The sequence below is a fragment of the Trebonia sp. genome, assembly GCF_030042015.1.
GTDB lineage: Bacteria > Actinomycetota > Actinomycetes > Streptosporangiales > Streptosporangiaceae > Trebonia.
The window spans coordinates 1-15,691 of the sequence record NZ_JASIAL010000436.1; the positions used below are offsets into that span (position 1 = coordinate 1).

Sequence of the window (15,691 nt, forward strand, 5' to 3'; positions counted from 1 at the left end):
ACCTCAATCGTTCAGGCGTGCCGAGGGCCGGTTACCGATTGTGCCTGCTTCCGTTTTCGGTCCCCGTGTCCGTTTCGGCTGGGTCTTGGGGTGCACGGGTTCCCGGTGTGCCCGGGAGTGCGCCGGCTCCGACCGCGCCGGCCTTGTCCTCCTTCCGTGTCGCTGGGATGGCTCGTGCTGGTCACGCGGGTGCGGGCAGGGCGCAGAGCCGGTGCCAGCAGTCCAGGAATGCCTGGGCCCATGGCCAGTCGCCGCTGATGTTGAGGGTGCGCTGGCGGGCGTGGCGGACGAGCCTGGCCGGCAGGTGCCAGATCCGGTAGCGAAGTGTGTCCGGGTTGGCGGCGCGGAGTTCCTCGTCGTGGTGGCCGAGGAGGCGGGTCCAGGCGGCGAGGTCGGCTGCGATATTCGCAGCGATGACCCACCCTGCGTTGACCTGCCAGGTTTTCGACGGGAGGTTCCGCAGTCCCATGGCCTTGGCGGTGCGGACGCCGGCGGTCTCGACGCAGGCGTGCTCGCGGTGCAGCACGTCGGTGAACTGCGGGTGGTGGCTGCCGGGAACCCCTTCGATGCCGGAGTCGGGGATATTGGTGCAGATCACGGAGTAGCGCCAGCCGGTCTTCTTCTCGAAGGCGGTCAGGTTCTTCATCTGCCGGCGCGACGGCTTCACTCTGCGGACGATGAACCGCAGGCCGTCCGGCCAGTTCTCCGCCCTGGTCAGCAGGTGCGTGATCTCGGCGACGTCCTTGTCTTCCTCGGCGGTGCCGTCCTGGCAGGTCCCGGGCTTCCACACGCCGGCGGGGACCATCGCGATGGCGTCCTCGTCGGCGGCGGTGATCATCCAGCCGGTCGTGAACAGCACCTTCTTCCTTTTCGTGTTCAGGGACAGCAGGTGCTTGATCAGGTCGTGGCTGGCCCCGGCCCCGTCGACCCGGACGAGGATCTTCCGCCGGAACCGGGACGGGACCTGTCTCAGCGCGGCGGCCAGTATCTCCTTATGATCCGTGAAGGTGTTCGACCCGGCGTTCCCGGGCCTGAGCAGCATGGCCAGGCACTCCCGCGTGTTCCGGCACCAGGCCCCCAGCGGGTGGAAACCGTATCCTTTCTTCCAGGTGGGAGCTGCTCCCTCCTTGGCGCTGTGGGCGGTGACCAGGGTCGCGTCCATGTCGATGACGACCCACCCGTCGAGGACCTTCCCTGCGACGGCCAGCCACGGGAACCCCGTCGCGGCCGCGGCGATGAGCGCCCACGCGTGTGCCCTGGCCTTCGCGCGGGCGCGGGCGATCCGGTCCAGCATCCGCGGGCTTCCTGCCAGGTCCAGGGCCCGGCGGACCGTCGGCCCGCTGGGGGCGGCACCGAACAGCGGGGCGAGGTGGGCGAGCAGGGCGATGTCGCTCATGCTCGTGGCCCCGAGCGCGATCGCTGCGGCCATCGAGACGATGGCAATCCCGCGGTCGAGCAGCGGTGACGTGCGCTTTTCCTTCAGTGCGCAGCTGAGGCCGTCCGTGAGCCCGGCCTGGTCGGCGGCCTTGCGGAGCAGGATCGCGCCGGCGTGGCCGACCAGGCCCTTTCCGCCCGCGGTGACCTTCAGGGCATCGTCCCACCCGTTATGCTTCATCGCGAAGAGCGCTCCAGTGCTGGTTTTTGCTTGGTGTGGTAACCCGCAATCTCCCAGAACCCGGGCGCTCTTCGCCTTCGGAACACCGAAAGAGGGGACGGCCGCTGCGCGGCCGTCCCCTCTTTCAAGTCCTCCGGGCCCTGATGGCCCCGCACCCATAAGGTGCACGCCCCTGCAACCAGCAGGACCGAGAAATACCAGCTCACAGCCGCTTCACAAGCGTCAGCACCGAAGTCGGTCCTTAACTGCTGAGTACTGGAGGTTGACCAGGTCTTGCTCGGCAGTAGAGAGCGTGTTCTCCGCGGTGATGCTCGGCGGGTTGACGGCGCTGAGCGTGCCCACCGCCTTGAGCGCGGCGATGACCTGCGCCGTGGTAAGCGGAGGCTGCCCATTAGCCTGCAGGTTGCCGTGGTCAGTTGTGCTCTGGCAGGTGAGCACGCCGTTAGAGGCCATGCCGCCTGGGGTCTGGCTCTGGTCGGCAAGCTGAGCCGCTGTCGCCGCCTGGGCCTGGTTACCGTCGCCTGCCGTAGGCTTCGGTGATGCTGGCGCAGCCCCGTGTGTCGTAGCAGGCGGTGCTGGCTTCGGTGCCGATGCTGAAATGCTGCCGCCGCATCCGCTGATTCCTGCTACCGTCGCCAGCACGGTCATTCCGATAGCGGCAACGATGATCCCCTTATTCATGTCAGCCCCCCGTAACATTGGTCAATAGCCAGCGCGCCCTACGCGGGCTGGACGAGATTCCGTGGAGTCCCATGGATTGTCTTTAGCGAGCGGCGCGTTCTTTCCCGCCCCGGCAAACAACATGACCATCCAAATTGATCCCCGGCACCAGTCGATCTGCGTGGATCATGATGCCCTTAACCACGGCCGCGAGCGCGGAACGGTTCAGACTGCGCGGCGGTAAATTTCCTATGGCCACGGCCGCGCTGCGGCGAGCAGAGCGCCGACTCGCCATGGACCGGTTCAAGCGTGCAACTCGGGTTCGCTCTGGCTGTGGTCGCTGATCGTGGGGGGCAGTTGTCCCGCGCGGCGCCGGGTGGGTGAGGATGCCGCCATGAGGGTTCGGTTCGCTGGCAGCGGTGACGCGTTCGGCAGTGGCGGGCGGTGGCAGACGTGCATCCACTTGTCTGGCCAGGAGCAGGTTCTGCTAGTTGATTGCGGGGCTACCAGCCTGGTGGCGCTCAAGGCCCAGGGGCTTGACCCGAACGCGGTCGGCGCGGTCGCGGTGACTCACCTGCACGGGGATCATTTCGGCGGACTGCCCTTCTTGATCCTCGACGGCCAGTTCTCCCGCCGGACCGCGCCGCTGCAGGTGGCCGGCCCGCCGGGCATCCGGGCGCGGCTGGCCGAAACGATGGAGACACTGTTCCCCGGCTCCAGCCAGGCGCGGCGGCGGTTCCCGGTACAGGTAACCGAACTGGCTACCGACGGGCAGCCGGCCGCCCTGGGCGCGGCGACGGTGCGCGGATGGCAGGTCGAGCACCCCTGCGGCGCGCCGCCGCTGGCACTGCGGGTCGACCTGGACGGCGTGAGCTTCGCCTACTCCGGGGACACGCAGTGGACCGCGGCGCTGGCCGAGGCAGCGGACGGGGCGGACCTGTTCGCCGTGGAGGCCTACACCTTCGACCGGCCCGTCCGCTACCACCTGGACTACCAGACGCTGTGCGCGCACCTCGGACAGATCACCGCCCAGCGGATCGTGCTCACTCATATGTCGCCTGGCATGCTCACCAGGCTCGCCAACGCCGACGTGCCCGCCGCTTACGACGGGATGGTCCTGGACCTGTAACCCGGGCTGGCGACCACGGACCCACGGCGGGCCAATCCCCCAGGTAAGGCACGCCGGCCCGGGTGAGTGAGGCGAACCGCCATGCTTCCCACTCACGCAGGGCCGACCGCGGAGCCAGGGGACGAGCAAACCCGGCCATCAACCGGATGGGCTGCTGTAACGAGCCGAACGCGGCGTACGCGGCCGACGGATACGCGCGCATTCGCCGGCGCCGGAGCGGTCACCGCCAGAGCCGACCGAGACGGACCGAGACGGACCGAGACGCCCTCTTCCGCCGAATAGAGGACGTTGCACCCGTGCCGAAATGAGAGTGTTGTGAGGGCGGATACTCAGGCGTCAGGTAAGGCCGATGTAACTCTTTAGTTAGAGACCGAATTGAGACATGCGCCCAATAACCTCACCCGCTCCGATGCGCGCCTCCTCCGATGGAGCGCGTTACCTGGTAACGCTCTGTCGGCAAACCAGCATGAATGGGAGAGAGCTATGCGGTGGCGAGATAGCTGCGGATAACGCAGAATTGCCGCGCACCGATGAGAGTCCGAAGGCAACGTAGATGACTGGAGATGCGGGCGGTTGCGCGGTCGTGCCGCAGCCGGCCGGTCGGCTGGTACGCGGTGTGCGATCAGCGAGGCGGCCCCCTGTTTGCCGGCACCGTGCCGCTTTCCGATCAGGTGGCCGGACGGGCGCTCGCCGGGATTGTCAACCCTGTGCGCTGTTCGGGCGTCCTATCTCCAGCGGTGAAGCCGTGTCTTGTCGGCCTGGGGGCGGGACGTCCGGCATTCTCCAATGATCATCCAATCAGGAGGCAGCTATGCTGGGCCAGCTCGCGCACAAGGAGATAGTGTTCGCCATTGTCGCGGTCATCGCCATAGTCGTAGCAATGGGCATAGCGGCTCTCATTATCAAGACCAAGAAGCCTGCCGAACTTCCGCCGAGCATGCGGCCAGAGGAGCACCATGGGCACCGTAATCGTTAATGACTATACTCTTTCTACATCCGCCGATCCCGATACGGTGGCCGTGCTGCTTGGTAAGGTGTGGACCGCTAACTCCATGCGCGCTCGTATTGGACAGATTCAGGAGCTTGGCAGGTACAGCTACCGCCTGGAGACGGCTCTGGCCGGCACATTCGATGTGCAAATCTCACCCAACGGTCGCGGCAGCGTCCTCACCACCATGATCCGGAGATCTAGGACCACGCAGGCGAAGTTCCTTCTGCTGATCCCGCTGGGGCCGAAGAAAGTGCATGCGAATATCCTGGTGCGGACCATCATCGAAAAGGGGCTATCGCAGTATCTCATCGAGCAAGGCTATGAGGTAACCACCGAAATGCATAGCCATCCGTTGAACCGATGAGAGCGAGAGCCCTGACTTGGCCCGCAGCGGCACCCGCCGCCATGCGCCGCCGTTCCAGTGCAGGGCGGTCGGCCGGGGGTCGCTGGCAAGCGGATGGGCAGATGTGAGGTAAGGACGTCGGGCCCAGGCGTTGGAGGGCGAGGTCACCGACACCGAGGACAGGCCGGTGCCCGGCGGATGAGAGATGCCGGGGGTCAGGCCGCTGTCGCCGACGGGGAGCGGGCCGGCGGCGGTGATGGTGCGGTCCGGTCACCTGGTGCGGGAGTACGCCCGGCACCTCGGCCACCTGGGTATCGTGAGCGAACTAGCTGGGACGACTTCCGGCGAGTGATCAGCGCAGTCACAATTGACCGCAGCGCCACTCCTGGCGATCTGGCCCCGCCGCACCGAACGGAGGCTGCCATGCAGCGCAGCGTTGACCGTATCTACACCACGCACGTCGGCAGCCTGGCCCGGCCTGTGGCGCTGCTGGACCTGATGCGGGCGTCCGCCGCGGGCGAACTGGTCGACCAGGAGAAATTCGATACCGTGCACCGCCAGGCGGTCGCGGACGCGGTCGCGAGGCAGCGCGCGGCCGGGCTTGACGTGATCAGCGACGGAGAGCAGGGCAAGGCGGGATTCTTCTCCTACATCGGGCAGCGGCTGAGCGGGTACACCCCGGGCGCGGGGCGCACCACCCAGGACAAGTTCCGGCCGGAGATCGACGCGTTCCCCGAGTATTACGAGGCGTACTTCAAGCGCGCGATGACCGGCGGAATGGCCGTCCCCGCCCCTTCCCTCGACTGCACCGGCCCCGTCTCCTACATCGGGCAGGAACAGATCGCGGGCGACCTGGCGGCGCTGCGCGCCGCGGTTGGCGACGCCGGCCCTGACGAGGTGTTCGTCTGCGCCGTGGCGCCGAGTGGCGTTGGCGACAATCACTACTACCGGGATGAAGAGGAGTACCTGGACGCGGTCGCCGACGCGCTGCACGTCGAGTACCGGGCGATCGTCGACGCCGGGTTCACGCTGCAGATCGACGAGCCCTTTCTCACCGAGGAGTTCAGCTACCTGCCGGCCTCCCATGCGGAGAAGCTCGAGACCGTGCAGCTGTACGTCGACGCGATCAACCGCGGCCTGGCGGGCATTCCGCGGGACCGGGTCCGGCTGCACACCTGCTACGGCATCAACGAGGGCCCGCGCGTGCACGACGCGCCGCTGTCGGACCTGATCGACACGCTGCTGCAGATCGACGCGGGCGCCTTCTCCTTCGAGGCCGCCAACCCGCGGCACGAGCACAGCTACCACGTCTTCGAAACCGTCAAGCTCCCGCCGGACACGGTGCTGCTGCCCGGAGTGATCAGCCACGCCACGAGCATCGTCGAGCACCCCGACACGATCGCCGACCGCATCGTCAGGTTCGCCGAGGTCGTCGGCAGGGAGAACGTCGTCGCCAGCGCCGACTGCGGCTTCTCCTCGCAGGCCACCTACATCCCCGAGATCCAGCCCAAGATCGTCTGGGCGAAGTTCGAGGCCCTGGCCGAAGGCGCTCGGCGGGCGACCGCCCGGCTCTGGTAGCCGGTAACAGCAAGAAGAAGGAGCGGAGGGCGGAGCACCAGCGGGGAGGACGGCACGGGCGTCACGCCGGCCCGAGGGCCGGTCGCACCGCGGGCATGCCCGGCGTCGGCCCCTCCCCGATGAGCCGCAGCAGCGCGCCGGTGTCCAGGTGCCGCTCCACGGCGTCCGCCAGCAGGTCGAACTGCGCCTGCCGCGCCGCCTCGAACGACGTGCCTGGCACCGGCTTCCAGTCGAGTCCCGCCGCCAGCGCGACCTCTGACAGGTAGGCCTGCCGGAACGCGTCGTTCTCCAGCACGCCATGCCACAGCGTGCCGTCGACCGAGCCAAGCCGGCAGCCGTCGAGGGCGTCGCCCCCGCCTGGCGCGCTGGTGAACCACGGCGATCCCCCGGTCACGCGCACCTCGCCGTGGTGGATCTCATACCCGGCTACCGGCAGCTGGCCCGCGTACCCGCACGGCCGTCCGAGCACCTTGTCCGCCGCGAACCGCGTCGTCACCGGCAGCAGGCCAAGCCCGGAGGCGACCGGCGACGTGCTCTCCACCCCGTCGTGAATAAGCCCGCCGAGAATCTGGTAGCCGCCGCAAATGCCGAGCACGGGACGCCCCGCCGCCGCCCGGCGCGCCAGCGCGGCGTCAAGCCCGCGCTCGCGCAGCCACCCGAGATCACTGATCGTGGCCCGCGTCCCCGGCACCACCACGAGGTCGGCCTCGGCCACCTCGGCCGCAGAAGCGACGAAGCGCACCGCGACCCCGGGCTCGATCGCGAGCGCGTCGACGTCGGTGAAATTGGAGATGCGCGGCAGCCGGATGACCCCGACCCGCAGCACATCGCGCGCCGCCACGGGGGCACACCCGCCGTTCGGGATGATCATCGGCGAACGCTCGACGACCACAGCGTCCTCGGCGTCGAGCCAGATCCCCGGCAGCCAGGGCACCACCCCGAGCACCGGCCTGGCCGTGAGTTCGCGCAACCGGCGCAGCGCCGGTGCGAGCAGCGCTTGTTCGCCGCGGAACTTGTTGACCACGAAGCCGCTGACCAGCGCCTGATCCGCCGCGGACAGCAGCGCCAGCGTGCCGAACAGCGCCGCGAACACGCCCCCGCGGTCGATGTCCCCGGCGACGATCACCGGCAGGCCCCGCGCCCGCGCCAGCCCCATGTTCACGATGTCGTTCCGCCGCAGGTTGATCTCGGCCGGCGACCCGGCGCCCTCGCACACCACGACATCGAACCGGGCCCGCAGGTCGTCGTAGGCCGCGAGCACCGTGTCGAACAGCCGTGCCCGTCCCTCGCCGCTCCCCCAGTACCCCGCGGCGCTGGCCTCGCCCGCCGGGTGCCCCATGACCACCAGGTGGCTGCGCTTGTCGCTGCCGGGCTTGAGCAGGACCGGGTTCATCGCCGCCTCCGCGGGCACGCCGGCCGCCGCGGCCTGCATCCACTGCGCCCGCCCGATCTCGGCGCCGTCGGGCGCGACCATGGAGTTGTTGGACATGTTCTGCGCCTTGAAGGGAGCCACCCGCACGCCCGCGCGCGCGAGCCACCGGCAAATGCCCGCGGTCAGCACCGACTTGCCGGCATCCGACGTGGTACCGGCGACCAGGAGCGACCCGCGCATCCCCCCAGTGTGCGGCAAGATGACACCATGCGCATCGAACGCCGCCTGGCCGAACTCGGCCTCGAGCTCCCCCAGCCCATGCAGACGCCGTCGGGCGTGGCGCTGCCGTTCCCGTGGGTGCGGCTATGGCCCGGCCGCGCCTTCGCCTCCGGCCACGGCCCCCTCCAGCCCGACGGCTCGCTGACCGCGACGCTCGGCAAGGTCGGCGCCGACGTCACGGAAGAACAGGCCTACGCGGCCGCCCGCGCGACCGCGCTCGCCATGCTGGCCAGCCTGCAGCGCGCCCTCGGCGACCTGGACCGGGTGACGGGTTGGCTGCGGGTGTTCGGCATGGTGAACACGGCGCCCGGCTTCTCCAGGACGCCCGCGGTCATCAACGGCTTCTCCGACCTCATCATCGACCTGTGGGGCCCCGAGGCCGGCCCGCACGCCCGCTCCGCGATCGGGGTGGCGGCGCTCCCGTTCGACATCCCGGTGGAGATCGAAGCCGAGGTTGCGGTGGATTAAGGCAATTATCCCGAACGATCCCGGCTTACTCTGTGGCAGCGGTTTACTTCTTCCGCGCGAGCCCGCCGAAGAAGCTGTGGTAAACCTCGTCCCGCTCGATGTGCTCAGGCGTCGGCGGCCGCCATTCCAGCAGGGACACGAACCCGGGCGGGAGCAGCTCCCAGTCGCCGAACCAGGTGCGGAGCTCCTCTTCCTCCCGCCAGCGGCCGCTGCCGAGCCCCTGGGCGAGGAGCTTTTCGCCCTCGATCGTCTTGGCGCGCAGTTCCGGAAGCTCAGGGCCGGGCATGCGGAAGCTTGAGATCGCGAGATAACTGCCCGACGGCATGGCGTCGCGGAGCCGGGCCACGATCCAGGCCGGATCCTCGTGATCCTCGATGTGGTGCAGGACCGCGAGCAGCAGCAGGCCGATGGGCCGGTCAAAGTCGAGCAGGCGCAGGACGGCGGGGTCGGTGAGGATGGTGGCGGGATCGCGGATGTCGGCGTTGATGATGTCGACCGTCACGGAGTCGGCGAGCAGCGCCTTGCTGTGCGTGTAAACGACCGGGTCGTTGTCGACGTAGACGACGTGGGCGTTGGGGTTGATCTCGTGCGCGACCTCGCTCGTGTTGCCCGCGGTGGGCAGCCCTGAGCCGATGTCGAGAAACTGGGTGATGCCCGCCTCGCCGGCCAGGTAGCTCACCACCCGGCGCAGGAACATCCGGTTGGCCTGGGCGGCGAGCGGCGCCTTGGGGGCGATATCCATGGCCTTGTTCGCGAACTCACGGTCGGCCGCGAAGTTGTCCTTCCCGCCGACGAAGTAGTCGTACACGCGTGCGACATTGGGCCTGGTGATGTCGATATCGGCGAGTGCCTTGCCGATGTCGCGGGGTATGCCTTCAGTCATCGAAGATCTCCATGCCGCCGTGCGCCCTGCACCCTCACGTAACACTAGCGCGTGTCGTTGGCGGTTAGTCCAGGTTATCCGCTTCTTGTGCATGCACAATCGCTATGAGGCGGCGGATGGCGCGGGCGAGCGCGCGGTCAAGTTCCTGGTCCGTATCGGGTTCCGGCGGGTTGGCACGTGCCGGTGTTTCCGGCAGGCTGCCCCCGTCAATGGTCAGGTTGTCCATCCAGTGCTTCCCGTGCGGTCAAGCGGCCTGGGGAAACGTACACCCTCGGCCAAAGCTCGCCCGGTCGCGACACGCCGGCGCTATCCCGTCCCGGTCAGCCCCCAGCGGCGGCGGATGGCGCGGTCGGCGGCCCCGAACGCGCTGTCAACGCACAGGCCGAGGATGAGGATCACGATCATGATCGCGACGGTGCTGGCCATGTCGGCCTGCGCCTGGTAGGTGGAGAGCAGGACGCCGATCGACGGCTGGTTGGCGATGAGCACCAGGAGCTCGCCGGCCAGCAGGCTGCGCCAGGCGAACGCCCAGCCTTGCTTGAGCCCGGCCACGAACGACGGCAGCGAGGCGGGCAAGATCAGGTGCCGGTACAGCGACAGCCTGCGCAATCCCATCAGCGTCCCGGCCTTGAGCAGCAGCGGCGGGGTGTAGTCCACGCCGGTGATGAGCCCATTGGCGATCGACGGGGCGGCGCCGAGCACGATGACGAACAGGATCGCGCTCGTGGTCTCGCCGAACAGGATGATCGCGAACGGGAACCAGGCGATCGACGGCATCGTCTGCAGGGCAGTGATCATGCTGCCGACCGCGGCGCGCAGCGGGGGGATGCGCGAGACGAGCGCGCCCACGACCATGCCGATCAGGACCGCCAGCGCGAAGCCGATCACGGCGCGCTCAAGCGTGGTGCGGATCGCGTGCCAGAGCAGGGCAGTCTGCGCCTGGTCCCACAGGTTGCTCAGCGTCACCCCGGGGCCGGGGAGGACGTATTTCTTCCAGCCGGTGAGGTGCACGAGCTCCCACGCGAGGATCACCAGCGCGACGGCGAGCGCCTTGGGCCACAGCCAGGCCCAGGCGCGGTAGCCGAGCCGCCCGCTGTCGCGCGCCGGGACGTCCAGGTCGAGCGCGTCCAGCCCGGCCAGCGTGTTACTTGCCATGGCGGCCTACCTCCTCGCGCAGCCGGTCGGTGATCGTCCCGGCGAGCTCGGCGACCGGCGCGGAGTCGATCCGCCGCGGCCGCTGCATGGGCACCGGGTACTCGGCGATGATCCGGCCCGGACGGCTGCTGAGCAGGATCACGCGGTCCCCCAGGCGCACCGCCTCGCGGACGTTGTGCGTGACGAACAGCACCGTGAGGTTGCGGCCGGCGCAGATCCGGTCAAGCTCGTCATGGAGGAAGTCCCTGGTCATCGCGTCCAGTGCGCCGAACGGCTCGTCCATAAGGAGGACGTCGGCCTCCTGCGCGAGCGCGCGGGCCAGCGCGACCCGCTGGCGCATGCCGCCGGACAGCTCATGCGGCTGCTTCTTGCCGAACCCGCCGAGGTGCACGACGTCGAGCAGTTCGGCCGCCCGCCTCTTGCGCTCCGCGCGGCCGATCCCGCGGGCCCGCAGCGCGACCTCGACGTTGCCTGCCGCGGACAGCCAGGGGAACAGCCCGGGCTCCTGGAACATCAGCGCGACCCGCCCGCCCACGGTGACCTGGCCGCTCGTCGGCTTGTCCAGGCCGGCGACCAGCGAGAGCAGCGTGGACTTCCCGCAGCCGGACGCGCCGATCAGGCAGGTGAACTCCCCCGGCGGCGCGGTCAGCGACACCTGGTCGAGAGCGTGCACTGCGCCGCGGCCGTGCCCGTGCACCTTGGAGACGCCGGAGAGCGTGACCGCCGCAGGCGCCTCCGTCACGGCTGTGCTCATGGCTACGAGCTGACCTGCGGCTGGCCGTCCGCGGCGAGCAGCGTGTTGAGCGGCGTGAGGTCGAAGATGCCGGCCAGGTTGACCGGCTTGAGCAGCCCGAGGCTGACGGCCTGCTGGGCGTCGGCGGTCAGCGAGGACGCGTCCGGGTCGAGCGTGAAGTCGATCTCGTTGAAGGACGCGGCCACGATGCTCGCCTTCAGCGGCTTGCCCGTGTAAGCGGCAAGCTCAGCGTTGGCGTCCGCCTGCGCCGCCGTCGGGTTGCTCTTGATGAAACCGATCGCCTCGATCTCCGCCTTCAGCAGGTCGGCGACGATCGCCGGGTGCGCCGACAGGAACGACTGGGTGACCATCAGCACGGTCGTGACGCCAGGCTCGGACAGCAGCACCCTGCCGCCGTCCTTGACCATCTCGACGTCGTACGGGGCCGGCTCGGACGCGCCCGCGATCTGCCCGGACTCGAACTCGAGCACCGCGGCTGAGTTCGGGGTGGTCGGCTTGATGGACACGTCACCGCCGCCGGTCGCGCTCGTGGTGAGGCCGTGCTGCTTGAGCCAGTACCGCAGCGCCACGTCCTGGGTGTTGCCGAGCGACGGCGTGGCCAGCGACTGGCCCTTGAGCTGGGCGGCGGAGGTGATCGATGGCTTCACGACGATCGAGGCGCCGCCGGTCGCGGCGCCGGCGACGATCTTGATGGCGGTCCCGCCGGACTTCTGCCAGGCGTTGATCGCCGGGTTCGGCCCCACGTAGGCGGCGTCGAGCTGACCCGCGAGGATGGCGGTGGTCTCCTGCGTACCGCTGCTGAAAGCGGTCGCCCGCACCGTGCCGGCGGAGCCGAGCGCGGTGGCGAAGTAGCCGTTCTTGAGCGCGACAAGCGCGGGCGCGTGCGTGATGTTCGCGAGGAACCCGAGCCGCACTGTCACCGGCGCCGCCGCGGCTTGGGTAGCTCCGCCCGAGGTGGCACTGGAGCTGCTTGAGCCTGCTGAGGAGCAGGCCGCGACGAGAAGCGCGCTGCCGGCGACGGCAGCGGCACCAGCCAAGATCCTGCGCATTAAGTGCCCATTCTCTATCGGTTTGGTAGACAGAAGGCAACTATATACCCCACCATCAAACTAGGAAACATATCAGCAAAACTTGTAACGGCGGGCGTCGGCGCTACGGCGCTACGGCGCTAAGAGTCGTCCGATTCGTCCTGCAGGTCCATGTTCAGCACGGACGGGTACTTGGCCAGGCATTCCGACAGCCGCGCGATGTCGGCGTCAGAGGCGTTGGTGACCGTGTACTCGATCTCGGCGGTCGCCGACGTCAGCGGGACGCCGGCCGGTATGGGCACGGCGCTCACGTTCGGCACCTTCGCGCACGCGGCCCGCACCTGCAGCCGGACCGAGACCGGCGTCCCGTCCTTGAACGAGACCAGCGCCTGCTCCTGCCCCAGTGCCTTGTCAAACTGCGCGCACCCGGTCAGGCCCAGCAGGCACAGCACGGCGGCCAGCACGACGACGCGGGGTAGTACACGCACAAGACGTAGCCTACGCGGCCGGCACACCGGTACCGTACGGGGTGACTAGAAAGACCTACCCTTCATGCCCTCGCGCCACATCCTCATCGTCAACGCCCGCAAGGTGACCAGGCCGGTCTTCGTGATCGGCGCGCCGCACTCCGGCGCGGACGCCGTCGGCCGGGCGCTGAAGATCTCACCAGGCTTCCACATCACGATCGGGCAGCACAGCGTGCTGCAGGCGGTCTACGGGTTCGCGCGCCGCCCGTCGCTGTACAGCGGCCGCGGCGAGGCGGCCGCTGCCGTCATGCGCGACGCCTTCGCCCAGGGCTGGCAGGTGAACCCGACCAGCTGCCTGGAGTGCACCGCCCAGTGCCGGGCGGCGGCCGGGCTCCGGCCGTCGGAGGTCGGCCCCTGCGTCGAGCTGCGCGGCCTGAAGCGCTTCGGCGACGCGAGCCCGGATCTCACCTACTGCGCCGAGGCCCTGATCGGGGCGTTTCCCGACGCGCAGATCGTGCAGGTCGTCAGGGACGGGCGGGACACGGTCGCGGCCATGCTCGGCGACCCGGTCGCGCTGTCGTGGTTCCGGTCCAGTGTGGCGAACGTCGAGTCCGAGTTCCCCAACCCGTTCTACGGGATCGAGGACGAGACGGACCGGCTCTCCTGGGCCGGGCTGTCCCCTGCGGGCAAGTGCGCGCTGCGCTGGCGGGGGGCGATCAGGCTCGCCGCGCGGCTGCGCCGGACGCTCCCCGAGGGCCAGCTGAAGACGCTGCGCTATGAGGACATGGTCCGTGACCCCGGTTCGGCGGCGGCCATCCTGACGGACTTCACCGGGACGAAGATCGCCGCGCCGGCGGCGCAGGCCCATCGCCAGGCCAGGGGCGAGAAGGCGGCGTGGCGACGCTCGCTGACCGTCAGCCAGGTGGCCGACATCGAGAAAGTCGCCGGCGAGGAACTGCGCAGGCTCGGCTACGTGTGAGCGGGCCGCGGCCTGGCTACGTGTGGGCCCCCTCCTGGCGCGCGAACTGGGTGTGGTACAGCTCGGCGTACAGGCCGCCGTCAGCGAGCAGGTTCTCGTGCGGGCCGCGCTCGACCACCTGGCCCTCGTCGATGACCAGGATCTGGCTGGCCTCCCTGATCGTGGACAGCCGGTGCGCGATCACCAGCGACGTCCGGCCGGTGAGCGCGACCTTGAGCGCGCGCTGCACCGCGACCTCGGACTCGGAGTCCAGGTGCGCGGTGGCCTCGTCGAGCACGACGACCGACGGCGCCTTGAGCAGCAGCCTGGCCAGCGCGACGCGCTGCTTCTCGCCGCCGGATAGCCGGTAGCCGCGGTCGCCGACGACCGTGTCGAGCCCGTCGGGCAGCAGCGCGATCAGCTCCCAGATCTGCGCGGCCCGGCAGGCCTCGATGAGTTCCCTCTCGGTAGCCGATGGGCGGGCGTAGAGAAGGTTGGCGCGGATCGTGTCGTGGAACAGGTGAGCGTCCTGCGTGACGACGCCGACCACGTCGTGCAGCGACTCCAGCGTGACGTCCCGCACGTCAAGGCCGCCGATCAGCACCGCCCCCTCGTTCGGGTCGTACATCCGCGACACCAGCGCGGTGATCGTGGTCTTCCCTGCGCCCGACGGCCCGACCAGCGCGGTCAGCTGCCCCGACGGCGCGGTGAACGAGACGTCGTGCAGCACGCCGGCGACGGCGCCGGTCCGCTCGGGCGTCTTCAGCGCGATCGACTCCAGGGAGGCAAGCGACACCTCGGCCGCGGTCGGGTAGCGGAACGACACGTGGTCGAAGCTGATGTCCGGCGCGGCTGAAGTCCCGTTCTCCGTCATGGTCCTCGGCAGCACGACCGCCCCGGGCTTCTCCGTGATCAGCGGCTCCAGGTCGAGCACCTCGAAGACCCGGTCGAAGCTGACCAGCGCGGTCATCACCTGCACCTGCACGTTGGACAGCGACCCGATCGGCCCGTAAACGCGGGCGATCAGCTGGGCGAGCGCGACCAGCGTGCCGAACTCGAACGCCCCCCTGACCACCAGCGAGCCGCCGACCCCGTAGACCACGGCGGTGAACAGCCCGGTCAGCAGGGTGATCCCGATGATCAGCGCCGAGCCGTACATGTCCCTGGAGACGCCGACCTCGCGGACCTTAAAGGCCTTGGACGCGAACAGCGCCGACTCCTCGCGCGGCCGTCCGAACAGCTTGGCCAGCATCGCGCCGGCCACGTTGAACCGCTCGGTCATCGTGGAGCCCATTTCGGCGTTGAGCTGCATGGCCTCCCTGGACAGCCGCTGCAGCCTGCGCCCGACGATCCGCACCGGGAAGAGGAACAGCGGGATCAGCAGCAGCGCCAGCGCGCTGACCAGCCAGGACAGGTAGAACATGGCGATCAGGATGAAGATCACCGACAGCACGTTGGACACGACGCTGGACAGCGTCCCCACGATCGCCTGCTGCGCGCCCACCACGTCCCCGTCCAGGCGGCTGACCAGGGACCCGGTCTGGGCGCGGGTGAAGAACGCGATCGGCTGCCGCTGCACGTGGTCGAAGACCTCGGTGCGCAGGTCATAGATCAGTCCCTCGCCGATCCGCGAGGAGAACCAGCGTTCGATCACGCCGAGGAGCGCGTCGAACACGGAGACCCCCGCGACGGTCAGCGCGACGACGATCACGACCCCCTCGTCGCGGGCGATGATGCCCCTGTCGATGAGCTCGCGCAGCAGCAGCGGGTTGACCACCGTGATGGCGGCGTCCAGCGCCGTCGCGAACAGGAACAGCGCCAGCTTGAGCCGATAGGGCCGCGCGTAGCGGGCGATCCTGCGGACCGTTCCGGGCTTGAGCTTCTGCTTGGTGACCGTGGGGTCCATGCGGAACCCGCGCGCCATCTGGAATCCCGGGCCGTGAACCACCATAGTCCTCTTAACCTACAGCGGTCCGGGTCAGTTCCCCTACCGGATAAGCCCGCGGCGAAC

The 15,691-nt window shown here is 69.1% G+C and carries 16 protein-coding genes; 6 read left to right on the forward strand and 10 right to left on the reverse strand.

The genetic code is table 11. The features are described 5' to 3' along the window. Positions 1-181 precede the first annotated feature (181 nt). Both Q1N79_RS23305 and Q1N79_RS23310 read right to left on the reverse strand, forming a co-directional pair. Entirely contained in the window at positions 182-1,615 is a 1,434-nt protein-coding gene (locus Q1N79_RS23305; RefSeq protein ID WP_300612410.1) for an IS1380 family transposase, read from the reverse strand. Positions 1,616-1,837: 222 nt separating this feature from the next. Next, a complete protein-coding gene (locus Q1N79_RS23310; RefSeq protein WP_300612412.1) occupies positions 1,838-2,068 on the reverse strand; it encodes a hypothetical protein in 231 nt (76 codons plus the stop codon). Between the two features lie 601 nt (positions 2,069-2,669). Here Q1N79_RS23310 and Q1N79_RS23315 point away from each other — a divergent pair. The 4 genes from Q1N79_RS23315 (at position 2,670) to Q1N79_RS23330 (ending at position 6,316) form a co-directional block, all read left to right on the forward strand. After that, positions 2,670-3,404 carry an MBL fold metallo-hydrolase gene (locus tag Q1N79_RS23315; RefSeq protein ID WP_300612414.1) on the forward strand — a complete coding sequence of 245 codons (735 nt, stop codon included), beginning with the start codon at positions 2,670-2,672 and terminating at the stop codon, positions 3,402-3,404. Between the two features lie 956 nt (positions 3,405-4,360). Further along, entirely contained in the window at positions 4,361-4,759 is a 399-nt protein-coding gene (locus Q1N79_RS23320) for a hypothetical protein (RefSeq protein ID WP_300612415.1), read from the forward strand. A gap of 184 nt (positions 4,760-4,943) precedes the next feature. Beyond that, positions 4,944-5,090, forward strand: coding sequence for a hypothetical protein (locus Q1N79_RS23325; protein WP_300612417.1), 147 nt, complete (start codon positions 4,944-4,946; stop codon positions 5,088-5,090). Positions 5,091-5,161: 71 nt separating this feature from the next. After that, positions 5,162-6,316 carry a cobalamin-independent methionine synthase II family protein gene (locus Q1N79_RS23330; RefSeq protein ID WP_300612419.1) on the forward strand — a complete coding sequence of 385 codons (1,155 nt, stop codon included), beginning with the start codon at positions 5,162-5,164 and terminating at the stop codon, positions 6,314-6,316. 61 nt (positions 6,317-6,377) lie between these two features. Here Q1N79_RS23330 and Q1N79_RS23335 read toward each other — a convergent pair whose 3' ends face one another. Further along, positions 6,378-7,928 (reverse strand): cobyric acid synthase, encoded by a 1,551-nt coding sequence (locus Q1N79_RS23335; RefSeq protein WP_300612421.1) that lies wholly within the window; start codon positions 7,926-7,928, stop codon positions 6,378-6,380. Positions 7,929-7,955: 27 nt separating this feature from the next. On the opposite strand from Q1N79_RS23335, the gene Q1N79_RS23340 reads away from it, so the two are divergent. After that, a complete protein-coding gene (locus Q1N79_RS23340; protein WP_300612423.1) occupies positions 7,956-8,435 on the forward strand; it encodes a RidA family protein in 480 nt (159 codons plus the stop codon). A gap of 43 nt (positions 8,436-8,478) precedes the next feature. Here Q1N79_RS23340 and Q1N79_RS23345 read toward each other — a convergent pair whose 3' ends face one another. The 6 genes from Q1N79_RS23345 to Q1N79_RS23370 all read right to left on the reverse strand — a co-directional run bounded on the left by Q1N79_RS23345 (position 8,479) and on the right by Q1N79_RS23370 (position 12,743). Beyond that, positions 8,479-9,318 carry an SAM-dependent methyltransferase gene (locus Q1N79_RS23345; protein WP_300612425.1) on the reverse strand — a complete coding sequence of 280 codons (840 nt, stop codon included), beginning with the start codon at positions 9,316-9,318 and terminating at the stop codon, positions 8,479-8,481. Positions 9,319-9,382: 64 nt separating this feature from the next. Further along, positions 9,383-9,544, reverse strand: a complete 162-nt coding sequence (locus tag Q1N79_RS23350; protein ID WP_300612427.1) for a hypothetical protein — start codon at positions 9,542-9,544, stop codon at positions 9,383-9,385. 80 nt (positions 9,545-9,624) lie between these two features. Next, positions 9,625-10,473, reverse strand: coding sequence for an ABC transporter permease (locus tag Q1N79_RS23355; RefSeq protein WP_300612429.1), 849 nt, complete (start codon positions 10,471-10,473; stop codon positions 9,625-9,627). Further along, positions 10,463-11,227, reverse strand: a complete 765-nt coding sequence (locus Q1N79_RS23360) for an ABC transporter ATP-binding protein (protein ID WP_300612430.1) — start codon at positions 11,225-11,227, stop codon at positions 10,463-10,465. The genes Q1N79_RS23355 and Q1N79_RS23360 overlap by 11 nt, the downstream gene beginning before the upstream one ends. Before the next feature lie 2 nt (positions 11,228-11,229). Further along, positions 11,230-12,147: an ABC transporter substrate-binding protein gene (locus tag Q1N79_RS23365; RefSeq protein ID WP_300612431.1), complete on the reverse strand. Its 918-nt coding sequence runs from the start codon at positions 12,145-12,147 to the stop codon at positions 11,230-11,232. Positions 12,148-12,395: 248 nt separating this feature from the next. Then, on the reverse strand, positions 12,396-12,743 hold the full coding sequence (locus tag Q1N79_RS23370; protein ID WP_300612433.1) for a hypothetical protein: 348 nt from the start codon (positions 12,741-12,743) through the stop codon (positions 12,396-12,398). 64 nt (positions 12,744-12,807) lie between these two features. On the opposite strand from Q1N79_RS23370, the gene Q1N79_RS23375 reads away from it, so the two are divergent. After that, complete coding sequence (locus Q1N79_RS23375; RefSeq protein ID WP_300612434.1) at positions 12,808-13,701, forward strand: sulfotransferase; 894 nt, start codon at positions 12,808-12,810, stop codon at positions 13,699-13,701. Between the two features lie 16 nt (positions 13,702-13,717). Here the strand turns inward: Q1N79_RS23375 and Q1N79_RS23380 are convergent, their stop codons facing one another. After that, complete coding sequence (locus tag Q1N79_RS23380) at positions 13,718-15,604, reverse strand: ABC transporter ATP-binding protein (protein WP_300612436.1); 1,887 nt, start codon at positions 15,602-15,604, stop codon at positions 13,718-13,720. Between the last annotated feature and the right edge of the window lie 87 nt (positions 15,605-15,691).

Coding starts and splice junctions, on each gene's coding strand:
- Q1N79_RS23340 (WP_300612423.1), top strand. CDS start 7,956: ATGCGCATCGAACGCCGCCTGGCCGAACTCGGCCTCGAGCTCCCCCAG.
- Q1N79_RS23375 (WP_300612434.1), top strand. CDS start 12,808: ATGCCCTCGCGCCACATCCTCATCGTCAACGCCCGCAAGGTGACCAGG.
- Q1N79_RS23355 (WP_300612429.1), bottom strand. CDS start 10,473: ATGGCAAGTAACACGCTGGCCGGGCTGGACGCGCTCGACCTGGACGTC.
- Q1N79_RS23325 (WP_300612417.1), top strand. CDS start 4,944: ATGCCGGGGGTCAGGCCGCTGTCGCCGACGGGGAGCGGGCCGGCGGCG.
- Q1N79_RS23310 (WP_300612412.1), bottom strand. CDS start 2,068: ATGGCCTCTAACGGCGTGCTCACCTGCCAGAGCACAACTGACCACGGC.
- Q1N79_RS23320 (WP_300612415.1), top strand. CDS start 4,361: ATGGGCACCGTAATCGTTAATGACTATACTCTTTCTACATCCGCCGAT.
- Q1N79_RS23380 (WP_300612436.1), bottom strand. CDS start 15,604: ATGGCGCGCGGGTTCCGCATGGACCCCACGGTCACCAAGCAGAAGCTC.
- Q1N79_RS23315 (WP_300612414.1), top strand. CDS start 2,670: ATGAGGGTTCGGTTCGCTGGCAGCGGTGACGCGTTCGGCAGTGGCGGG.
- Q1N79_RS23305 (WP_300612410.1), bottom strand. CDS start 1,615: ATGAAGCATAACGGGTGGGACGATGCCCTGAAGGTCACCGCGGGCGGA.
- Q1N79_RS23350 (WP_300612427.1), bottom strand. CDS start 9,544: ATGGACAACCTGACCATTGACGGGGGCAGCCTGCCGGAAACACCGGCA.
- Q1N79_RS23345 (WP_300612425.1), bottom strand. CDS start 9,318: ATGACTGAAGGCATACCCCGCGACATCGGCAAGGCACTCGCCGATATC.
- Q1N79_RS23360 (WP_300612430.1), bottom strand. CDS start 11,227: ATGAGCACAGCCGTGACGGAGGCGCCTGCGGCGGTCACGCTCTCCGGC.
- Q1N79_RS23335 (WP_300612421.1), bottom strand. CDS start 7,928: ATGCGCGGGTCGCTCCTGGTCGCCGGTACCACGTCGGATGCCGGCAAG.
- Q1N79_RS23330 (WP_300612419.1), top strand. CDS start 5,162: ATGCAGCGCAGCGTTGACCGTATCTACACCACGCACGTCGGCAGCCTG.